Source organism: Bradyrhizobium sp. USDA 4449 (assembly GCF_054056275.1).
In genome coordinates this window covers 7,423,143-7,443,042 of record NZ_JBSRYD010000001.1, presented here as the reverse complement: position 1 = coordinate 7,443,042, position 19,900 = coordinate 7,423,143, and the positions used below count along the sequence as shown (strand labels likewise).

General features: G+C 62.6%; 17 protein-coding genes. 7 read left to right on the top strand and 10 right to left on the bottom strand.

All coding sequences use genetic code 11. The features are described 5' to 3' along the window. Positions 1–3: 3 nt before the first annotated feature. The 6 genes from ACVIIW_RS35120 to ACVIIW_RS35095 form a co-directional block, all read right to left on the bottom strand. Positions 4–1,152 carry an HlyD family secretion protein gene (locus tag ACVIIW_RS35120; RefSeq protein WP_456704891.1) on the bottom strand — a complete coding sequence of 383 codons (1,149 nt, stop codon included), beginning with the start codon at positions 1,150–1,152 and terminating at the stop codon, positions 4–6. A gap of 34 nt (positions 1,153–1,186) precedes the next feature. Continuing rightward, a complete protein-coding gene (locus ACVIIW_RS35115; RefSeq protein ID WP_456704890.1) occupies positions 1,187–2,362 on the bottom strand; it encodes a patatin-like phospholipase family protein in 1,176 nt (391 codons plus the stop codon). A gap of 32 nt (positions 2,363–2,394) precedes the next feature. Next, positions 2,395–3,189: an acetoacetate decarboxylase gene (locus ACVIIW_RS35110; RefSeq protein WP_456704889.1), complete on the bottom strand. Its 795-nt coding sequence runs from the start codon at positions 3,187–3,189 to the stop codon at positions 2,395–2,397. A gap of 70 nt (positions 3,190–3,259) precedes the next feature. Further along, positions 3,260–4,465, bottom strand: a complete 1,206-nt coding sequence (locus ACVIIW_RS35105; protein WP_456704888.1) for an NAD(P)/FAD-dependent oxidoreductase — start codon at positions 4,463–4,465, stop codon at positions 3,260–3,262. A 529-nt stretch (positions 4,466–4,994) separates the two neighbouring features. Beyond that, complete coding sequence (locus ACVIIW_RS35100) at positions 4,995–5,945, bottom strand: helix-turn-helix domain-containing protein (RefSeq protein ID WP_456704887.1); 951 nt, start codon at positions 5,943–5,945, stop codon at positions 4,995–4,997. Between the two features lie 50 nt (positions 5,946–5,995). Next, on the bottom strand, positions 5,996–6,949 hold the full coding sequence (locus tag ACVIIW_RS35095) for a helix-turn-helix transcriptional regulator (protein ID WP_456704886.1): 954 nt from the start codon (positions 6,947–6,949) through the stop codon (positions 5,996–5,998). Between the two features lie 452 nt (positions 6,950–7,401). Between ACVIIW_RS35095 and ACVIIW_RS35090 the strand changes: the two genes are divergently transcribed. Further along, entirely contained in the window at positions 7,402–8,331 is a 930-nt protein-coding gene (locus ACVIIW_RS35090) for a helix-turn-helix domain-containing protein (protein ID WP_456704885.1), read from the top strand. An 8-nt stretch (positions 8,332–8,339) separates the two neighbouring features. On the opposite strand, the gene ACVIIW_RS35085 is transcribed toward ACVIIW_RS35090, so the two are convergent. Then, positions 8,340–9,209: a catalase gene (locus ACVIIW_RS35085; protein ID WP_456705343.1), complete on the bottom strand. Its 870-nt coding sequence runs from the start codon at positions 9,207–9,209 to the stop codon at positions 8,340–8,342. On the opposite strand from ACVIIW_RS35085, the gene ACVIIW_RS35080 reads away from it, so the two are divergent. Further along, a complete protein-coding gene (locus ACVIIW_RS35080) occupies positions 9,199–9,471 on the top strand; it encodes a hypothetical protein (RefSeq protein ID WP_456705371.1) in 273 nt (90 codons plus the stop codon). The two genes, ACVIIW_RS35085 and ACVIIW_RS35080, sit on opposite strands and share 11 nt — an antisense overlap. A gap of 429 nt (positions 9,472–9,900) precedes the next feature. Here the strand turns inward: ACVIIW_RS35080 and ACVIIW_RS35075 are convergent, their stop codons facing one another. The 3 genes from ACVIIW_RS35075 to ACVIIW_RS35065 all read right to left on the bottom strand — a co-directional run bounded on the left by ACVIIW_RS35075 (position 9,901) and on the right by ACVIIW_RS35065 (position 14,787). Next, a complete protein-coding gene (locus tag ACVIIW_RS35075) occupies positions 9,901–10,254 on the bottom strand; it encodes a hypothetical protein (protein ID WP_456704884.1) in 354 nt (117 codons plus the stop codon). A 236-nt stretch (positions 10,255–10,490) separates the two neighbouring features. Next, a complete protein-coding gene (locus tag ACVIIW_RS35070; RefSeq protein WP_456704883.1) occupies positions 10,491–11,429 on the bottom strand; it encodes a response regulator in 939 nt (312 codons plus the stop codon). Continuing rightward, on the bottom strand, positions 11,419–14,787 hold the full coding sequence (locus ACVIIW_RS35065; protein WP_456704882.1) for a hybrid sensor histidine kinase/response regulator: 3,369 nt from the start codon (positions 14,785–14,787) through the stop codon (positions 11,419–11,421). Before ACVIIW_RS35065 ends, ACVIIW_RS35070 begins: the two co-directional genes overlap by 11 nt. A 174-nt stretch (positions 14,788–14,961) precedes the next feature. On the opposite strand from ACVIIW_RS35065, the gene urtA reads away from it, so the two are divergent. The 5 genes from urtA (at position 14,962) to urtE (ending at position 19,900) form a co-directional block, all read left to right on the top strand. Further along, on the top strand, positions 14,962–16,221 hold the full coding sequence (gene urtA, locus ACVIIW_RS35060; protein ID WP_456704881.1) for an urea ABC transporter substrate-binding protein: 1,260 nt from the start codon (positions 14,962–14,964) through the stop codon (positions 16,219–16,221). A 121-nt stretch (positions 16,222–16,342) separates the two neighbouring features. Beyond that, the gene (gene urtB, locus ACVIIW_RS35055) at positions 16,343–17,269 is read left to right on the top strand and encodes an urea ABC transporter permease subunit UrtB (RefSeq protein ID WP_092239710.1); all 927 of its coding nucleotides are present in this window, start codon (positions 16,343–16,345) and stop codon (positions 17,267–17,269) included. A 23-nt stretch (positions 17,270–17,292) separates the two neighbouring features. After that, positions 17,293–18,432 (top strand): urea ABC transporter permease subunit UrtC, encoded by a 1,140-nt coding sequence (gene urtC, locus ACVIIW_RS35050; RefSeq protein ID WP_456704880.1) that lies wholly within the window; start codon positions 17,293–17,295, stop codon positions 18,430–18,432. Between the two features lie 10 nt (positions 18,433–18,442). Next, positions 18,443–19,198, top strand: a complete 756-nt coding sequence (gene urtD / locus ACVIIW_RS35045) for an urea ABC transporter ATP-binding protein UrtD (RefSeq protein WP_456704879.1) — start codon at positions 18,443–18,445, stop codon at positions 19,196–19,198. Between the two features lie 12 nt (positions 19,199–19,210). After that, entirely contained in the window at positions 19,211–19,900 is a 690-nt protein-coding gene (gene urtE, locus ACVIIW_RS35040; RefSeq protein ID WP_456704878.1) for an urea ABC transporter ATP-binding subunit UrtE, read from the top strand.

The following is a 19,900-nucleotide window of genomic DNA, read 5'->3' as shown; positions in this document are numbered from 1 at the left end:
TCGTCAGCCGCGTGGTTTGCCGCCGCGCGAGGCGAACCGCTTCTCTGCGTCGCGTTCCGCGACGACAGCCGACTTGGTATTGACGGTCGGCTCCGCCGACATGCCCGGACGCAAGAGGCCGTTCAGGCTCTGGTCATCGAGGACGATCTTCACCGGAACACGCTGCACGATCTTCGTGAAATTGCCGGTGGCGTTGTCGGGCGGCAGCAGGGCAAACTCCAGGCCGCTCGCTGGCGACAGGCTGTCCACATGACCTTTCAGCCTGGTCGAATGGAAGCCGTCGACACGCAGTTCGACCGGCTGACCGTTGCGCACGTGAGTAAGCTGGGTCTCCTTGAAGTTCGCGACCACATAAACCGCGTCGAGCGGGACCACGGCCATAAGCTGCGTTCCGGCCTGTACATACTGGCCGATCCGCAGCGTCCGCGCGCCGACCGTGCCGTCCACGGGCGCCGTGATTTGCGTGTAGGAGAGATTCAGAGCGCTCTGGTGTTCGACCGCGAGCGCGCGGTCGAGTTGCGCGACAGCCTGCGCGCGCTGGGTCGCGAGTATCCCGATCTTCTTGTTGGCTGCGAGCAATCCCGCTTTGCCTTGCTGCAGCTGGGCGGTCTGCGAGCGCAGCGCCGCGTCGGTCTGCTGAGCACGTTGTATCGTTCCGGAGCCCGATTTCATCAGCTCGTCATAACGGGCGCGTTCCTGCTGCGCGAATTTCAGACTGGCTTCGGTCGCATCCACCTCGGCCGCCTGCTGTTGAATCAGCGGTTCCTGCAATTCGATCTGCGCGTCGATGTTCTTCACCGTAGCTTCAGAGGCTGCAACGTCGGCCTTGGCCTGGTTCAGCGCCGTCCTCAGGTCGCGGTCGTCAATGCGAGCCAGCAACTGGCCGGCTTTCACGGGTTCATTGTCGGTCACCAGGACTTCGGCGACGTAGCCGGAAATTTTCGGCGCGATGATCGTGGTATCGGCTTTGACATAAGCGTCGTCCGTCGCTTCAAGGTAGCGTCCGGCCGTGAGGTAGTAGTGGCCGTAGGCCGTAGCTCCGGCGACACCCAGCGCCGCGGCGAACGCGAGCGCCGCGCGCCGGATCGCCTGACGCGACGGAGCAAGGCGGATTTTGACCTTGTCTTCGGGAGCGTAAGGAAGGGTCGTCATGGCGTTCTCCCAAACTACGTGGGCGGTTAAATCTTCAATCGTGGCGATGGACGTCATGCGTGACGATGCCGAGCTCGGGAGGCGGCAGATCCAGGCGACGCGGTTCGGCCAGCGTGCGGCGGATGTCCTCCAGGCCGCTTTGCCAATGCGCTCGCATCGCGTTCAGCCCGAACTCGTAATCCTTCGAGTGGCCCTCGTAGGTCTTGGACTGGTAGATCAGGTGAATGATGTTGTGGGAGCTGTGGCGAGCCAAATCGGCGATGCCCCGCATTTCCGGGTCCCGCTGCGCGCTCTCCGGCAGTTTCTTGATCGCTTGTTGCAATGCCCGGCGCATCTCCTGCATCCGCAGGGCCTGATTTGTAATGGCGCGCGTTCGGCTCGAATATTGAATGTCCTTCTGGCGGCTCGACACCTCCATCATGTCGTGCGGCACACGACCCTGTGCGGACCAGAGATCAACCTGGAACGTCAGCGTCTCGGCCGGTTCGCTAGAGAGCACGCGAGAAAGGGGCGTGTTCCACGCCACGCCGCCATCCCAGTAGTGCTCGCCTTCGATCTCGACTGCGGGAAATGCCGGCGGCAAGGCACCGGATGCCATGAAATGCTTCGGTCCCAGGCGGCCCTCGGCGGTGTCAAAATAGGTGAGATTACCGCTCCGTACGTTGACCGCGCCGACGCTGACCCGAACCTCGCCCGCGTTCAAGCGATCAAAATCGACGAGCCGTTCCAGCGTCCGGCTCAACGGAGCTGTGTCGTAGAAGCTCGTCGCTGCTTCACCCGAGAAGGGCGACCAGAACGGCGAGGGAAAGCGCGGCTTGAAGAAGCCGGGCTGTCCGTGAAATAGCGCCCGCATCGCGGCAAAGGCGTTATTCAGCGAGCGCATGTCGAATGCGAACGGCAACGCATCGCCCAACCCTTCGCCGGCCGGCCATCCCGTCGGACAGGCACAGATGGTCTCCCAGAACTCGCGCAGGCGCTCCACCCGCTCAGCTTCTGGCGAGCCCGCGATAATGGCAGCATTGAGTGCTCCGATCGAAATGCCGGCGATCCAGTTCGGCCGGATGCCGGCCTCGTGCAGGCCCTCATAGACTCCAGCCTGATACGCTCCCAGCGCTCCGCCGCCTTGCAAGACCAATGCGACGACATCGTAGGGCAAAGGCCTCGAGGGCTCTGCCGCGGCACTCGTCTGCTCACGCATCACATTCAACATGTTGCAAACTCCCGATATCGCGGCTGATCCGGTCAGCCCGCGTTTGCTTCGATCAAGATTTCGGATTCGCGCCGCCGTGCGCCCCGGCCTGGTGACAGGTAGTCGTGGACCACGGTACCCATCCCGAGCGTGAGATCGGCGACGAGGTGCTTGGCTGACAACACTTGAAGAACCGGCAACTCGGCGACGGGAGCAAGTGCATGCGAATACAAGTCCAGTGCGGCTGGTCCCGTCCAAGCACCTTTCACCGCGATGTCTTCGAGGTGATATCGCACCAGCTCGCAGATGCGCGGCGTGCCGTCGACATGTGGGATGATCTTGAGCAGGAAGTTGGGTGCGGCGAGCTTGTTGGCTTCAGCAACAGTGTCGAGGGCACGGTGCTTGTAGCCCATCGTGCCGGTCGCGATGCGGACCGAGCCATAGTGCAGAGTGCCGACGAGCGTATCGATCTCAACCGCGAGTTTCGGTTGGGCGAGCTTCTTGGGAAAGCCCCACAGCTCGCGACCTCCCGCGATCGGCGGATGGTCATTGAGGAACATCTGATGGGTAAAGCTACCGGCCTGGCCTCGATACGACACCGGGATGACCTGTCCGCTTTCGGTGTAGTCGCCGAAACCGGTCGAGTCCGGCATGCGGATGAATTCGTAGTTCACCACAGAGTCGGTTACCTCCAGCGGCTCCGGCACGATCCGGCGGAGCGCTTCGGGATCGGTACGGTACTGAATGATGAAGTATTCGCGATTGACGAAGCGGTAGGGACCCGGAGGGAAGGCCGGATTGGTGAGCGGCATCGCGAATGCCGTTGTACGCACGGTGTCCTGTTTCATCGGATCAGATCCTGGTTGAACGCTTTTGATCGGGCCGCGCCCTTCGAGAGAAGCGCGGCCCGATGGTTTCCTACAGCTCGCCGACGTGCTCCGGATCGGCTGATGCCAGCGCCGCGGCGCGCTCGGCGCGTGGCGGGTAGATCCACACCGTGTTGATCTGCTGCTTGGTCTTCTTCGCCTCGTCTCCGACCAGTTTCAGTTTCCGCTCCCAGCCGAGCGTGAAGATCGCGCCCGCCTCTCCGAGATCGAGGCAGGTGGCGTATTCGACTTGGTGATAGGGTTTGGTCGGCAGGCCCAGAAGCTCGGCGGCGGCGTTGTTGCCGGCAAAAGCACCCATGCGCAGCGCGTGCTGGCAGGACATCAGCGCGTAGTTGCCGGCATCATCGCACGCGGCGCGAGCGGCATCGCCGGTAGCAAATACCCCCGCGACGCCTGGCACGCGCAAGTCGCGGTCCACCAGCAGCCGGCCCAGCTTGTCGCGCTCGGCCGGGATCTGTGCGGTCAACGGAGCGGCGCGCATGCCGGCGGCCCATATCACCGTCTCGGTCTCGATGCGTTCGCCGGTGGAGAGCAAGACGCCGGATCCGTCGAGCGATTCGACGCCGGCACCGATCCGGGTCTCGATGCCGAGCTTCTTCAGTGCGTTCTCGATGACGGGGCGGGAATCTGAGCCCATGTCGGGAGCGATCGCCTTGCTGCGATCGACTATCACGACGCGTGGCTTTGCATCCTTGCCGAGGATCGCACGAAGCCGCGCCGGCATTTCGGTCGCCGCCTCGATGCCGGTGAAGCCGCCGCCGGCGACGACGACCGTGTCGCGTCCATTCACGGCGGGCCGGTCGGCGAGGCTATGCAGATGCTTGTCGAGCTCGATCGCATCGTCGAGCTGGTCGACGCTGAAGCCGTGTTCGGAAAGGCCGGGAACATTCGGGCGGAACAGCCGGCTGCCAGTCGCGACGACCAGCCGATCGTAGCAGAGCTGCTTCTTAGCGCCCTCCGCAGTGACGATACCTACCGCGCGCGACTTGGTGTCAATCGTCTCGGCGCTGCCTTGTACGTAGATGACGTCGATGGCGTTGAGAACCGCCGCAAGAGGTGCGGTCAGGGTTTCGGGTTTGGCTTCATAGAGCCGCGGACGGACCACCAGGGTCGGCTCGGGCGCAACCAGCGCGATCTCGAGCTCCTTGGGCGTGGTGCCCCTGATGTCGCGTAGGCGGGCTGCGGAGAGCGCGGCATACATGCCGGCGAAGCCGGCGCCAATGATGACAAGTCGCATTTGATCTACTCCTCTGGTTTGGTCTCGGACACGCGCGTCACCACCGCCGCTCCCGGATAAGGGAGAGCTTGCCGCGATCAGCGACGGCGCGTAGATGTAAAGCGAAGATTTGCCGGGTGCTTACGGAGCGCCGCAGTCCGGTGTTGGGGTCGTCGAGCGCTCGCATGCTGCGTGACAGTCTCGCGACGCCATGGGCCGGCCGAGCTGAAGCGCGATCGGCTCATTGCTACGCAGCGGCCAGCCGTCGTGGAAGGTGAGGGCTTCGTCTCTGCTGACGACCGACGCCGTAGCACCTGGCGAAATGTCCACTTCCTCGCCCGTTGCCGATGTGAAGCGGACGCTGAGTGACAGTCCATAGACCATCGCTGTCGCGATGACCCTCCGTGGCGGGACGCTCGCAAGGAGGGCGACACAGTGCTTCCAAGCCATTGTTCGTCTCCATCCGTTATCGGTGTTCGATGCCGTACGTCTACCGGATTGCTGCTTTTGCTGCGCCAGAGCGATTGATGCGGTTGCAGAGAGATTGCTGTCAGCGCATGCGCCTGCGCCAATCGCTCGGAGTCTCGCCCGTCAGCTTCCTGAATGCCGCGGTGAACGCGGTTTGGGACGCGTAACCGAGCTCCTTTGCCACCGAGTCGATAGGCGCATCCGACTCCTTGAGCAGGTTCATGGCACGCTCGAGCCGCTGCTGGCGTAGCCAGGCATGAGGCGAAAGACCGGTGCTTTCCTTGAAGGCGCGACAAAAATGGAAACGTGACAGATTGGCATCCGAGGCCAGTGCCGCCAGAGAGACGTCAGCGTCGCTGTCCGAACGCAATCGTTCGATCGCGCGTCGCAGAGCATGGGGTGCCAGTCCGCCCGAGATCGGTGCGAAGACGGTTGGTACGCCCGAGTGCTCAGCCAGGATGCGCGTCGCAAGGAGATCAGTCAGTCGCTGCCTGAACAGGGCGTCCAGCACGGCATTGCCCTCCAAGGCATCGGCCGCACTCATCAGCAAACCGGATGTGACGAGGTCGGGATGCCCGGTGCGCTCTAGAAGATCTCCGGGAGCTGGCGCCTCGGCTTCGCGGGCAATGCGTTCAAGCGTCGTATGCGGAAGATACAGTTGGACGACATCGACGGGTCCGGGAATATCCCATCTCGCGCTTGAGCCCGCGGGAATGATGGTCATAACTCCGGAGCGCGCCGTTCCAACCGCGACCGATTTCCCGGTGCGTCGCTCCAGGCGCTGAACGCCTGTGGGGTAAGCCATGATGACATGGTCGGTCATGGGCTCGACAACGTCGTGCAGAGCCCCGTGCTTCCAATGTGCGATGCCGCCATTGGATGGGTCCGAGGCAATCTGGAGCGGGGTGGTCTTGAGGATGCGGGCCATCTCCGCATCCGCAGGCCGTCTGTCGACGGCCGGCGAGGTGCCCGGGCGCGCGGTTGGTTCGGCAAGCAGAGCTCCCAAAGGATCGTGCGTGACCGGTTTGTTCATGGAGCTGTCCTCGCAGCCGGAAGGCACTTCGCTGTCCAAAGCGATTGTTGCTAGCGCATCTTCCGCCGCCAATCGCTGGGCGTTTCGCCGCTCAATCGCCTGAACGCTGCGGCGAAAGCCGTTTGCGAAGCATAGCCAAGCTCTGCTGCCACCATGGCGATCGATGCGTCGGTGTCGCGAAGCATGTTCATGGCCTGCTGGAGCCGGTGTTGGCGCAGCCAACCGTGGGGTGAAAGCCCAGCGCTCTCCTTGAACGCGCGACAAAAATGGGAGCGCGACAGGCCGGCATCGGAGGCGAGGGCGTCGAGCGAGACGTCCGTGTCGCTGTCCGAGCGCAAGCGTTCGATGGCGCGGCCCAGGACCTTCGGCGCAAGCCCGCCGACGATCGGCTGGAATGTCGTTGGCGAGCCGGTGTGCGCAGCCAGGAGGCGCATGGCCAAGAGGTCTATGAGCTGATGTCTGAACAGATTATCCAGGGCGCCATTGTTCTCCAGGGCGGTCACCGTGCTCAGGAGCAATCGGGAAGTAATGGGATCCGGATGCGCCGTCCGCTCCAGGAGATCGGTCAGTGTGCCGGTTACCGCTTCGTCGGCAACGCGCTTCAGCGTTGCGTGCGGCAGATAGAGTTGAACGACGTCGACGGGCTTCGGAATATCCCATCGGGAGCTTGATCCCTCGGGAATGAGGATCACGACCCCGCGACGAAACGTGCCCGTCGCAACCGACCTTCCTGACCGCCGCTCCATGTGCTGCGTCGCGCCATTATAAGCCATGATAACGTGGTGGCTCATGGGCTCTACGATGTCGTGCAGTGGCTCATGTTTCCAGTGGGCGATCCCCGCGCCGGAGGCGTCCAACGCCATGCGAAACGGTGTGGTGTGGAGCACGCGCGCCATCTCTGCATCGGCGGTACGCCGCCCCGTAGTCGCCGGTTGGTCCCGGCTCCGCTCGGAAACGGTCACTGCATTTTCAAGCGCAGAATCGTGGGAGGTCGGTTCGCTCATTGGAGGTGCTCGCTTCAGGGGCGTCACACTTGCGCCGCCAGGCGTGATCGCGGAACGGCGTGAAGCCATCGCTTCTTGTGGGCCGTACTGATGCGCCAGACGCCGTGGCCGGTGGGCGCGTGTTCTAAGCTCGGACAACGACGGGGTCTTTCCCAAATCGGCGCTGGCTTTCCCGATTCTGCTCAATGCGCCCAAGTTCGAGATTTCGTGATCAGCTGCGGCAGACGTCTTGCCAGATCGACGAACGGCCAAGAGCCGCGACCAAGCGCGAATATCAATGAAATCGCTTCCGAAAATCGCCTTGTGACAGTTGAGACAGCCGGTCCTTGCAGTCGCGATGCAGGCCGCTGTCGACCTAGACGACCGCACTCGAATACCGGATACTGCGTGTCAAATTCCGGCGGCGAAACAAGGACAAGCTGCCGGTCGAAACTCCACGAACGGGTCGATCAATGGCGTACGCAAGCACCTTCGGACAGAGGGTCAGGCAGCAGATGCATCTGAGGGATGCGCCGCCTTCCTTGATCACGCGTTCACGGCGGGGGATCGAACTCGCGGTCACCGAAACCCGGAATGATAACCCCGTGCCAGGCCGTTCCGGCTCGGTGGCCGATGAGGCCTATTTCGTCAGCTTGAAGCTTCACAACTACCCGGATTGCGAGCTCTGGGACCGCGGCAAGTGTTTCGCGAAGGTCGATGTCAAAGCCGGTACGACATATCTGTACGACCTCAGGAGCGATCCGGGATTTATCATCGACAAGCCGTTCCACTCCCTGCATTTCTATCTTCCGCGTTCGGCACTTGATGGGTTCGCCCGCGAATCCCGGGCGCCCCGCATCGGCGATCTCGCCTGTCAGTTCGGCGTCGGCCACGAGGACGAGATCATGCGCCATATCGGCGCCTCGATGATGGAAGCGCTGCGCCGGCCAGCCGAGGCCAATCAGCTCTTTATCGATCATATGATGCTCGCGTTCACTGCGCATATTGCCCAGACCTATGGCGGATGGCAGCGCACCACCGAATCGGCCCGCGGCGGCCTTGCCCCATGGCAGGTGAAGCGATCCTGCGAGAGGCTCGACTCCGATCTCGGCGGACAGTTTTCACTGCAACAGGTCGCGGCCGAACTTGGTCTGTCGGTCAGCCATTTCTCGCGCGCATTTCGTATCTCCACCGGGCTACCGCCGCACCAATGGCTGCTGCGCCAGCGCGTGAAGGCGGCCAAGCAATTGATGAGCGTGCGCGACCTGCCACTCTCCGAGATTGCGATATCGGCCGGGTTCGCCAACCAGAGCCATTTTACAAAGGTGTTCTCGGCGCAGGTCGGCGTGAGCCCGGCGGCATGGCGCCGGGAAGCGCTTGGGATGCGGGACGGCGAGGCGTGATCGGCTGATCAACGGCGCCGAGCCAGGGGGATTGCGTAGGCCGCGCGGCGAGCTGCAAAGATCTCGTCCGGCGGATGGTCGATGCCCTCGGCCAGGTTTGCCGGGTCGAATACAGTCGCGTCGCACGTCTCGTTCGCTTCAAGTGCAGTGACAACGATCGTTCCGAGCCGCACGGCTTCGCGGCTGTCCTCATCGGGCCATCGGATCGTGACGTCGAGCGCAGGGTCATCGGGCCGCCCGAGCAGTGCCATCAGGCTGAACCGGATATCGCTCGTCGCGATCCGTTTTTGGAGATCGGCCTCGAGGGCGTCCGTCGACATCGGGTTGCCCTCACTTTCAATCCGCGCAGTGCCGCCGCCGACAGGAGCAACCTTGAATTTGATCAACTGCCTCTCGCCGCGCACATTGATCGCCGGGAAAGCGTGGACCGCCCAGTAGGTCGTGTCGGCGAAGCTCGGGGGCAGCGGATGGGCGGCGATGTAGTCCGCCTGGTGCCGCGTTTCGGGATTGGCAGCGGAGAATGCCTTGATTTTCGCCGGATCCGGCCTCCCGCTCGCTCGCGGCGTCCGCACTTCGAGGAACGCCAGCATCTGGTCGAGCGTCCTCGCATAATGAACCGGGGCGCTTTGCGTAAGAATTTGCGAGCAATGATCAGCGTCTCCGAGTCTGAAGCTGAAGCCGCGCAGGACGAGATTGCCGCCCTCCGATCGGTTGAGCTTGCCGTCAACAGAGAAGCGCGCAAGCACGCGTGATGGCCTTGTGAAGCTCCGGGATCTGGTGACCTCGTCGGCTCGATCCGAGGGGATGTAGGTTCCCCGGACGCAGAGTCCCGCGGCAAAGCACGCGCGTGCCGAGGAGGTCCCGGTGATGGCTCTCATCGCGCCGACGATCGACGCATGCTTGACGGCTTGGGACCGGATCATGGCGATTTATCCGATCGACTTGCTACAGTGGCCATGCGCGGCAATTTTTCTGGTGCAGAAAGACGGTCGGCTGGGAGCGCTTCCGCCGCAAGTTCCTGCAAAAGAGCGGAACGCTGTCCCCGGTCGTGATCGAGACCGTGGGATTGTGCGCATTGACCGGCGGCGCCGTGATCTTCTGTCCTGCCTCGATTGTCGAAGCAAAGCGAACCGCCGCTGAAAGGGCGCACATGAAGGTTGTTCTGAGGACTCTAGGCCGCGACGCGAGTGTCGCAGATTGGCTGACCAGAATGTTCCAAACCATCACTTGTCTCCCCGCTCGTTGATTGGCGTCGACACATGGATGGTAGTCAGCGGGCGCGGCGCTGCCCCAGAGGGATTGATCCCATTGCAGAGTGATTGCGGTCAGATGAGAGGGACGGAGAGTTTGCGCTTGATCGCCAGATGGTAGGTGCTGCCCCCGGCATCCGCTCGACTTGCCAGATCCGTATCTTTCGCGATTCTTGCCGATGCCTAGGCTTTCACGGAGGCAAATCTTCTCACCGAACAAGACGTCGCTGATAGGGCGTCGAGCAAACGGGGTGAGCTGGCCGGCCCTTGAGCTTTCATACCCGTCGTGTCACCGAGAGGGTCAAGGCGCGCGGTGAATTCACACCGCATCTGCCGGCACAAAACAGCTGATGATGATGTTGCCGCGGTGATGCACGTACCACACCACGGCCTGACCGATCGGATTGCCGCGATCGCGGATCACGGCCCGCTCGGGTACTGCCATCCACTGCCCTTCGATTGGAACCCAATAAGCGCCGGCACGAAAATCATAATCGGTGCGATGTCCGTCGGAGATGTCGCAGCAGGGCACGCCATTCGGTGCCGTCACGGCCTTGAACCACGCGCGGATGTCAGGCGCAACGTTGTCGTATTGCCCGTTGTCGAAAGCGAGCGCCGTGCCGGTCAACGTGGAGACGATCGCCAGTAGAGCTACCTCCGCGAGCCGCCGCATCCGATCCTCCGCCAGATGTCTTCGTTTTCTCACCCACCATTCGTGAGCACGATTCGACGTTGGCCCGATTAAGCCCGAGGTTTGCCGGGGTTGCACGCTCAAAAATTGAGCGTTCCGTGACACTGCCAATGATGCGGCGCAAAATCGGCGATTCGTTTCGCCCTGGATCGGCGGCTTTCGGACTACGGCAGTCTTGCCGATGGGGAGCGATGCTTCGCTAAATTAAAGGATGCGCTTTACTGACTGCGCCGGTTTGCACGGGTTGCGATCGAGGCCGCCGCGGTGCGGTTTTCGACGCCGAGCTTGGAATAGATCTGCTCGAGATGCTTGTCGACGGTGCGGGGGCTCAATCCCAAAATCTGCGCGATGTCGCGGTTGGTTTTGCCCTTGGAGAGCCAGGACAGCACCTCGCCCTCCCGCGTGGTGAGGCCGAGCTCGCTGGCGAATTCGGCGGGCATGTCGCCGCTGGTGTCCTTGGCCAGCCGCAGCAGGAATTCGTTGGGACCGAGCTTGCCCATGAATTGCAGCCGCAGTTGCTCATTGCCGGGGAACGCAGCCATGGTCGCGGTTTTCGCCGCCGCTTTGCCCTTCTGCACCTGATCGAGCCATTGCGGCATCGGTTCGGGCAGGGTGAAGCCTCCGGTGTCGGCGAGCGTGTCTGACAGCAGCTTCTGCGCCTGCGGTGTCGCCCACAGCAGCTTGCCCGTGCTGTTTACCGCGAGCAGATAGCGCCCGGAAACGTCCAGGGCGGCGCGCGCGCTCTGCGTCATCCGCGCGTTGGCAAGGTGGACGCGGATCCGCGCCAGCATTTCCTCGATCACGATCGGTTTCGTCACGTAGTCGACGCCGCCGGCTTCAAGTCCGCGCACGATATGCTCGGTCTCGGCCAGCCCCGTCATGAAGATGATCGGCACGCCGTCCAGGCCGGCATCGCGCTTCAACCGCTGGCAGGTCTCGAAACCGTCCATGCCGGGCATCACCGCATCGAGCAGCACGATGTCGGGCGTGATCTGGTCGACGATCCGCATCGCAGAAGAGCCGTCGAGCGCGACCATGACTGTCATGCCGGCGCTGTCGAGCGCATCGGTCAGGAGCCGTAAGGTCTCGGGCGAATCGTCGACGACCAGGGCGACGTCGCGCTTCTTCGGATCTGCGATCTTGGGATCAGTGATCATAGCCCTGCAAGGTTTTCAGCGTCGCCATGTACTGGTCGAGATCGAAGCGATCGACCAACGCGCGCATATGGGTGACGAAATCGGCGTGTTCCGGCAGCTCCGTGCCGATCTCGTCGAGCTTGAGCTGGATCGCCCTGACAAAGCCGAGCCGACCAAGTCCGATCAGTTCCTCGACATATTTCTCCGGCGGCCGCGAGCCGCTCTCCGGCTTCCACAGCGGCACCGGTGCCCGGTCGGCCTCGTACTGCCATTCGAGCTTGAGCAATTGGCCGATGGTCTCCAGCAGCCGCGGGATGTCGATCGGCTTCATCAGATAGCCGTCATGGAACGGCTGCGCCAGCGGCGCACCGTGCGCTTCCAGCGCGCTCGCCGACACCATCAGGATGCGCGCGCTGTGATGACCCTTGGCGCGCAGGGTTTCCGCCACGGTCCAGCCGTCCATGCCGGCCATGGAGATGTCGAGCAGGAACAGATCGGGCCGGCAGTGTTGCGCCAACGCGAGGCAGCCGGCCCCATCGGGCGCGCTGAGCAGGATGAAGCCGAGCGGCGCCAGCACCTCGCGCAGGAGATCGCGATGGGTCGGATCGTCGTCGGTGATCAGGATGGTCTTGCGCGGGCCGAGATAGCCGTGGATCGGGGCCTCCACCGGGGCGTCGCGCCGGGGGTTCGTCACTTCGGAAAGCAGGAGTTTGACGCGGAAGGTCGCGCCGGCGCCGGCCGTGCTCGTCACCTTGATGTCGCCGCCCATCACACCTGCGAGCAGGCGGCTGATGGTCAATCCGAGGCCGGTGCCGGTTTGCGGCTGCGCCACGCCGAGCGCGCCGCGTTCGAAAGGTGCGAAAATGCGTTCGAGATCGTCCGGCTGGATGCCGGGTCCGGTATCGACGACCTCGAACTCCGCAACCGGGCTGCGATAATGCACGACGAACTTCACGCTGCCTGTTTGCGTGAATTTGATCGCGTTGGACAGCAGGTTAATCAGGATCTGCCGCAGCCTCTTTTCATCCGCATAGACCACAACCGGCAGCACCGCCGGCCGCTTGAACACGAAGTCGATGCCTTTGGCGGCGGCCTGAAGGCGGAACATGCCGACGAGCTGATCGAGGAAGTCGTTGAGGCGCACCTCGTCGCGCGAGAGATAGAGCCGTCCCGCTTCGATCTTGGAGATGTCCAGGATTCCGTCGATCAGGCCCGAGAGATGATCGGCGCTGCGACGGACCACGCGGACCTGGTCGCGAGGCCGCGCCTGCAAGCTGTTGTCCTGCTCGAGGAGTTGCGCGTAGCCGGAGATCGCATTCAGCGGCGAGCGTAGCTCGTGGCTGAGGCCGACCACATAGCGGCTCTTGGCGAGGTTGGCGGATTCTGCGACCTCCTTGGCACGCTGCAATTCGGCATCGGTACGCTTGTGCGCGTCGATCTCCTGGATCAGCAACGCGGTCTGCCGCCGTGTCTCTTCCTCAGCGGCGCGCCTGCTCTGCTGCGCCAGCACGAACAGCCAGACGACCACGCCGATGATGATAATCAGTGCGAAGAACACCTTCCACAGCACATCAGCCAGCAATGCGTCCGCGTGTAGGGTGGCCGAGGTCTGCAGGTAAATCAGCCCCAGCGTCAGCCCGACCAGGCCGGCCGAGACGGCGAACACGCCGATGTATTGGCCGAACTGCGAGTTGATCCGCGCATATATCGTTTCGGGCAGCAACTTGCCGAGCGCCCCCGATATCTGCGCACCGGCCCGTGCGTGCGGCTTGCAGAGATCATGGCAGCGGGCGTCGAGCGAGCAGCACAGCGAGCAGATCGGTCCGGCGTAGGCGGGGCAGGACGCCATGTCCTCCGGCTCGAACGAATGCTCGCAGATGCAGCACCGGATCGCCTCGACGTTCTGCCAGCTCCGCTTCGGCTTGCGAGCGATGTAGTATTTGCCGTCGGTTGCCCATGCGATCAGGGGCGCTGAAACGAAGGCGGCGACGAGCGCCACGAAGGCCGACAGAGCCTTCGCGCTCGGACCAAACAATCCGTAGAACGCCGAGATCGAGACGATGGTCGCGATCGTCATGGCGCCTACGCCGACCGGATTGATGTCGTAGAGATGCGCGCGCTTGAACTCGATCTGCGCCGGGCGCAAACCGAGTGGCTTGTTGATGACGAGATCGGCGACCAGCGCACCGACCCAGGCGATCGCGACGTTGGAATACAATGCGAGCGTCTGCTCAAGCGCCTTGTAAACACCGATCTCCATCAGCAGCAGCGCCACGATGACGTTGAAGACCAGCCAGACGACGCGGCCGGGATGGCTATGGGTCAGGCGCGAGAAGAAGTTCGACCAGGCGATCGAGCCGGCATAGGCGTTGGTGACGTTGATCTTGACTTGCGACAGGATCACGAACGTGCCGGTCAGCGCCAGTGCGAGTTCGGGTTGCGACAGCACATAGCGAAACGCTTCGAGATACATGTTGGCCGGCTCGGCCGCCTGTTCGAGGCCGACGCCATGGCTCAGAGCGAAGTAGGCGAGGAACGAGCCGAGCAGGAGTTTCAGCGCTCCGAACATGATCCAGCCTGGACCGGCGCAGAGTAGCGCAATCCACCATGACGTCTTCGACGTGCGGCGGTCGCGCGGCAGGAAGCGCAGGAAGTCGACCTGTTCGCCGATCTGCGCGACCAGCGAGAACACCACCGAGGCGGCAGTGCCGAACAGCAGCAGATCAACATGGCCGTTGGGATCGCCGTGGTCGCCCGCAAATCCCCGCCACTCCGCGAAGGAATGCGGATTGGCCCAGGCGATCGCCGCGAACGGGAGCAGATGCAGGATCACCCACAGCGGTTGCGTCCACAGCTGGAATCGGCTGATCAGCGTGATGCCGTAGATCACCAGCGGGATGATGACGATGGCGCCGATGAGATAGCCGAGCGGGCGGGGAATGCCGAAGCACATCTCGAGCGCGGCGGCCAGGATCACGGCCTCGAAGGCGAAGAAGATGAAGGTGAAGGAGGCGTAGATCAGCGAGGTGATTGTCGAGCCGATATAGCCGAAGCCGGCGCCACGGGTCAGCAGATCGATGTCGATGCCGCATTTTGCGGCATAATAGGCAATCGGCAGGCCGCACAGGAAGATGATGACGCTGACGACCAGAATTGCTGCTGTCGCGTTGCTGGCGCCGTAGTTCAGCGTGATGGTGCCGCCGATCGCTTCCAGCGCCAGGAACGAGATTGCGCCGAGGGCGGTGTTGGCGACGCGGGCGGCGGACCAGCGCCGTGCGCTTTTGGCGGTAAAGCGCAGCGCATAGTCTTCCAGCGTCTGGTTGGCGACCCATTGATTGTATTGTCGCCTGACGCGGTCAATCCGCTGCCGCCCTGCCACTTGCGCAAAACTCCTGACCCGGTTGCCGGCGTTGATCGTCAGCAAAGTCCGTACCAAAAACCTACGTCGCTATTTTGCGGTGCAGTATACGCAATCCCACGTATCTGTGCGTTGCACAATTTTGAGCAATCCTCGCCTCACCAATAAGCGCGTTGTCAAACCAATGGGGTGCTCATGTCAGACGAAACAAACAAGGGCCTGCAGTCGGCATTCCGCCGCAAGCTGCTGATGGGAATGGCGGCGGTTCCCGCGATAACCATGCTTCCGCGATCGTCCTATGCGCAGGCGCCTGCAACTTCCGCGGTCAACACCACGGGCCTCGCAGTCACCGATAGCGAGGTGACGGTCGGCATCTTGCACTCGGCCACCGGCACGATGGCGATATCGGAGACCGGCTCGATCGAAGCCGAGAAGCTCGCGATCGAGCAGATCAACGCTGCCGGTGGCGTGCTCGGCCGCAAGATCAAGTTCATCCAGGAAGATGGCGCCAGCGACTGGCCCACGTTTGCGGAGAAAGCCAAGAAGCTGCTGGTCAACGACAAGGTCGCAGCGATCATGGGCTGCTGGACCTCGGCCTCGCGCAAGGCGGTGCTGCCGGTCATGGAGCAGTATAACGGCATGCTCTATTACCCGACCTTCTATGAGGGTCTCGAGCAGTCGAAGAACGTGATCTACACCGGGCAGGAAGCCACCCAGCAGATTCTCGCCGGCCTGAACTGGATCGCCAAGGAGAAGGGCGCCAAATCGTTCTTCTTCATCGGCTCGGACTATATCTGGCCGCGCACCTCGAACAAGATTGCGCGCAAGCACGTCGAGAACGTGCTGAAGGGCAAGGTCGTCGGCGAGGAATATTACCCGCTCGGCAACACCCAGTTCAATTCGGTGATCAACAAGATCAAGCTGACCAAACCCGACGTCATCTTCACGGACGTGGTCGGCGGCTCCAACGTCGCCTTCTACAAGCAACTCAAGGCGGCCGGCATCGATTTGTCCAAGCAGGCGCTGCTCACGATCTCGGTGACGGAGGACGAGATCGACGGCATCGGCGGCGAGAACATCGCAGGCGCCTACGCGTGCATGAAGTATTTCCAGTCGCTCGACAATCCCAACAACAAGGCGTTCGTCCCGGCGTTCAAGAAGATGTGGGGCGAGAAGACGGTGATCGGAGACGTCACCCAGGCTGCCTATCTCGGCCCGTGGTTATGGAAGTTGACGGTCGAGAAGGCCGGCTCGTTCGACATCGACAAAATCGCGGCGGCATCGCCCGGCGTCGAGTTCAAGGGCGCGCCGGAAGGCTACGTACGCATCCATGAGAATCATCATCTCTGGTCCAAGACCCGCGTGGGCCGCGCCAAGCTCGATGGTCAGTTCGAGCTGATCTACGAGACCGCCGATCTGGTCGAGCCCGATCCGTTCCCGAAGGGCTACCAATAAGCCCGGCGATTTTTCCCCCGAGCAACAGCTCCCTGACGCGGACCGTCAATCCGCGTCTCACGACCCCCGCGTCGCGAATTTGCTCGCGACGCGGGACCTTGTCCCTCGATGGAGAAATCAGATGTTCGGCGACTACTCGATTGGCGACCTCGGCTCGATCTTCGTCATGCAGGGCTTTGCCGGCCTGATCCTGTTTTCCGTCTACGTGCTGATGGCGCTGGGGCTTGCGATCATCTTTGGCCAGATGGGCGTCATCAACATGGCCCATGGCGAGTTCATGATCCTCGGCGCCTACGTCACCTGGATGACGTCGAATCTCTTCCAGACCTATTTGCCCGGCCTGTTCAGCGGCTACTTCTTTCTCGCCATGATATTGGCCTTCTTCGCCTCCGGCGCGCTCGGGATGCTGGTCGAATGGGTGCTGATCAGGCATCTCTACAAGCGTCCGCTCGACACGTTGCTCGCGACCTGGGGCCTCAGTCTGATGTTGCAGCAGGCCTATCGCTCGATCTTCGGCGCGCGCGAGGTCGGTGTCGAGCTGCCGCAGTGGATGCTGGGCTCGCTGCGAGTCACGGACTCCATCGAGGTGCCGATCAACGGCGTTTTCGTGATGGGCCTGACGGTGCTTATTACGATCGGCGTCGCCTATGTCATGTTCATGTCGCGCTGGGGGCGCCAGGTGCGTGCCGTCGTGCAGAACCGCATTATGGCCGGGGCCGTCGGTATCAACACCGCCAAGGTCGACCGCTACACCTTCGCACTCGGTTGCGGCATCGCCGGCGTCGCCGGCAGCGCCTTCACCATGATCGGCTCGACCGGCCCGACGTCAGGCCAGCTCTACATCGTCGACACCTTCCTCGTCGTCGTGTTCGGCGGCGCCGCCAGCCTGCTTGGCACCATCGCCTCGGCCTTCTCGATCTCGCAGACCCAGTCGACGCTCGAGTTTTTCATGTCGGGTTCGATGGCGAAGGTGCTGACGCTGCTCGCAGTGGTCGGAATTCTGATGCTGAGGCCGCAGGGTCTGTTCGCCCTCAAGGTCCGCAAATAACGAAAGTGCAGGGGGCTGAACCCATGAACGACAGTCGCTTTACCTCGCGTTCGGAGCTGATCGGCATCCTGGTGCTCGGCGTCTTTCTTGTCGTGATCCTGCCGCTCTGCCTCGACGTCTTCCGTCTCAACTTGGTTGCCAAATACCTGACCTATGCCTTCGTCGCGCTCGGGCTCGTGATCTGCTGGGGCTATGGCGGCATTCTCAGTCTGGGCCAGGGCGTATTCTTCGGTCTCGGTGGCTACTGCATGGCGATGTTTCTCAAGCTCGAGGCGTCGAGTGTCGAGAACACCAAGATCCAGTCGACGCCGGGCATTCCCGATTTCATGGACTGGAACCAGATCACCGCGCTGCCGTTCTTCTGGAAGCCCTTCCACAGTCTGACCTTCACCATCGCCGCCGTGATCCTGGTGCCGGGCATCTTCGCCCTCGTCATCGGTGCTGCGATGTTCAAGCGCCGCGTCGGCGGCACCTATTTCGCGATCATCACGCAGGCGGTCGCGGCGATCCTGACCATCCTGATCGTAGGGCAGCAGGGCTACACCGGCGGCATCAACGGCATGACCGATCTGCGCACGCTGAAAGGCTGGGACATCCGTCCCGACCACGCCAAGATCGTACTCTATTTCTTCGAAGTTGGCCTGCTGTTCGCCTGCATCTTCATCGCGCAGTTCGTCCGCCACTCCAAGCTCGGCCGCATCCTGGTGGCGATGCGCGATCAGGAAGACCGTGTCAGGTTCTCGGGCTACAGCGTCGCCAACTTCAAGATTTTCGCCTTCTGCATCGCCGCGATCTTCGCCGCGATCGGAGGCGCGATGTTCGCGCTCAATGTCGGGTTCATGTCGCCGTCCTTTGTCGGCATCGTGCCCTCGATCGAGATGGTGATCTACACCGCGGTCGGCGGCCGCCTCTCGATCCTGGGCGCGGTCTACGGAACGATCTTGGTGAACTTCGCCAAGACCAGCCTTTCCGAGTCGTTCCCCGAGCTCTGGCTGTTCGGCCTCGGTGGCCTGTTCATCGCAGTGGTGCTCGCATTCCCGAACGGTCTCGCGGGCATCTGGGGAGATTACGTCCAGCCGCGGATCAGCAGACTGGTCGGTGTGCGCAAGCCGAAGGCCGGCTGGACCGAGAATTCGGTCGCCGACGGCGCACCCGCAGAGTGAGGAGGATCTTATGCTCGTCGGTCATCAGCCCAAGGAATTCCTGCTCGCGGTCTCCGGCCTGACCGTCTCCTTCGACGGCTTCAAGGCGGTCAACGATCTCTCCTTCTATGTCGAGGAAAACGAGATCCGGGTCATCATCGGTCCAAACGGCGCCGGCAAGACCACCGTGCTCGACCTGATCTGCGGCAAGACCAAAGCAACGTCGGGCTCGATCGAGTTTCGCGGCAAGGACCTGACCAAGCTGAAGGAGAACCAGATCGTCAAGGCCGGCGTGGGCCGCAAGTTCCAGACGCCGTCGATCTATGACGATCTCACGGTGTTCGAGAATCTGGAGATCTCCTATCCGCGCGGCCGCACCGTCTTCGGCGCGCTGACCTTCACCCGCGATGCCGCCGTCCGCGATCGCGTCCATGAAATCGCGGAGATGATCTTCCTGAAGGACCGGCTCAACATGAGCGCGGCGCTGCTCAGCCACGGCCAGAAGCAGTGGCTCGAGATCGGCATGCTGCTGATCCAGGATCCGGACCTGCTGATGCTCGACGAGCCTGTCGCCGGCATGAGCGTCTCCGAGCGGGCCAAGACCGCCGAGCTGCTCAACCGCCTCATCAAGGATCGCTCGGTGCTCGTCATCGAGCACGACATGAAATTCGTCGAGGACATCGCTCACAAGGTTACGGTGCTGCACCAGGGGCAGATTCTCTCCGAGGGCACCATGGAGAAGGTGAAGAACGATCCGAAAGTGATCGAAGTTTACCTCGGCCATTAAGGAGCGACATCAATGCTGGCAATCAATGATCTTCACGTCGCCTACGGCCAGAGCGAGGTGCTGCACGGCCTCAACGTCTCGGTCGCGCCTAACGAGATCGTCGCGATCATGGGCCGCAACGGCATGGGCAAGACCACTCTGATGAAGTCGCTGATGGGGATCGTGCCGACCAAGAGCGGCTCGGTGACCATGGACGGCGCCGAGCTCGGATCGCTGCCGAGCTACGACCGGGTCGCCAAGGGTCTCGCCTATGTGCCGCAGGGCCGCATGATCTTCTCCACCATGACGGTGAAGGAAAACATCGAGACCGGCCTCGTCGTCTCCGGCGGCTCGGAAGTGCCGGAGGATATCTACGAGCTGTTTCCCGTGCTCCTGGAGATGAAGGGCCGCCGCGGCGGCAATCTCTCCGGCGGCCAACAACAGCAACTGGCGATCGCCCGCGCGCTCGCCACCAAGCCGAAAGTGTTGCTGCTGGACGAGCCGACCGAAGGCATCCAGCCGTCGATCATCAAGGAGATGGCGCGCACGTTGAAGCGCATCCGCGATGAGCGGGGCCTGTCGATCGTCGTCTCCGAGCAGGTCCTGAGCTTCGCATTGGACATCGCCGACCGCGTGCTCGTGATCGAGAACGGCGAGATTGTGCGTGACGATCCGCGCGACGGCGTCGATGCCGCGCAGATCTCGAAATTCCTGTCTGTCTGA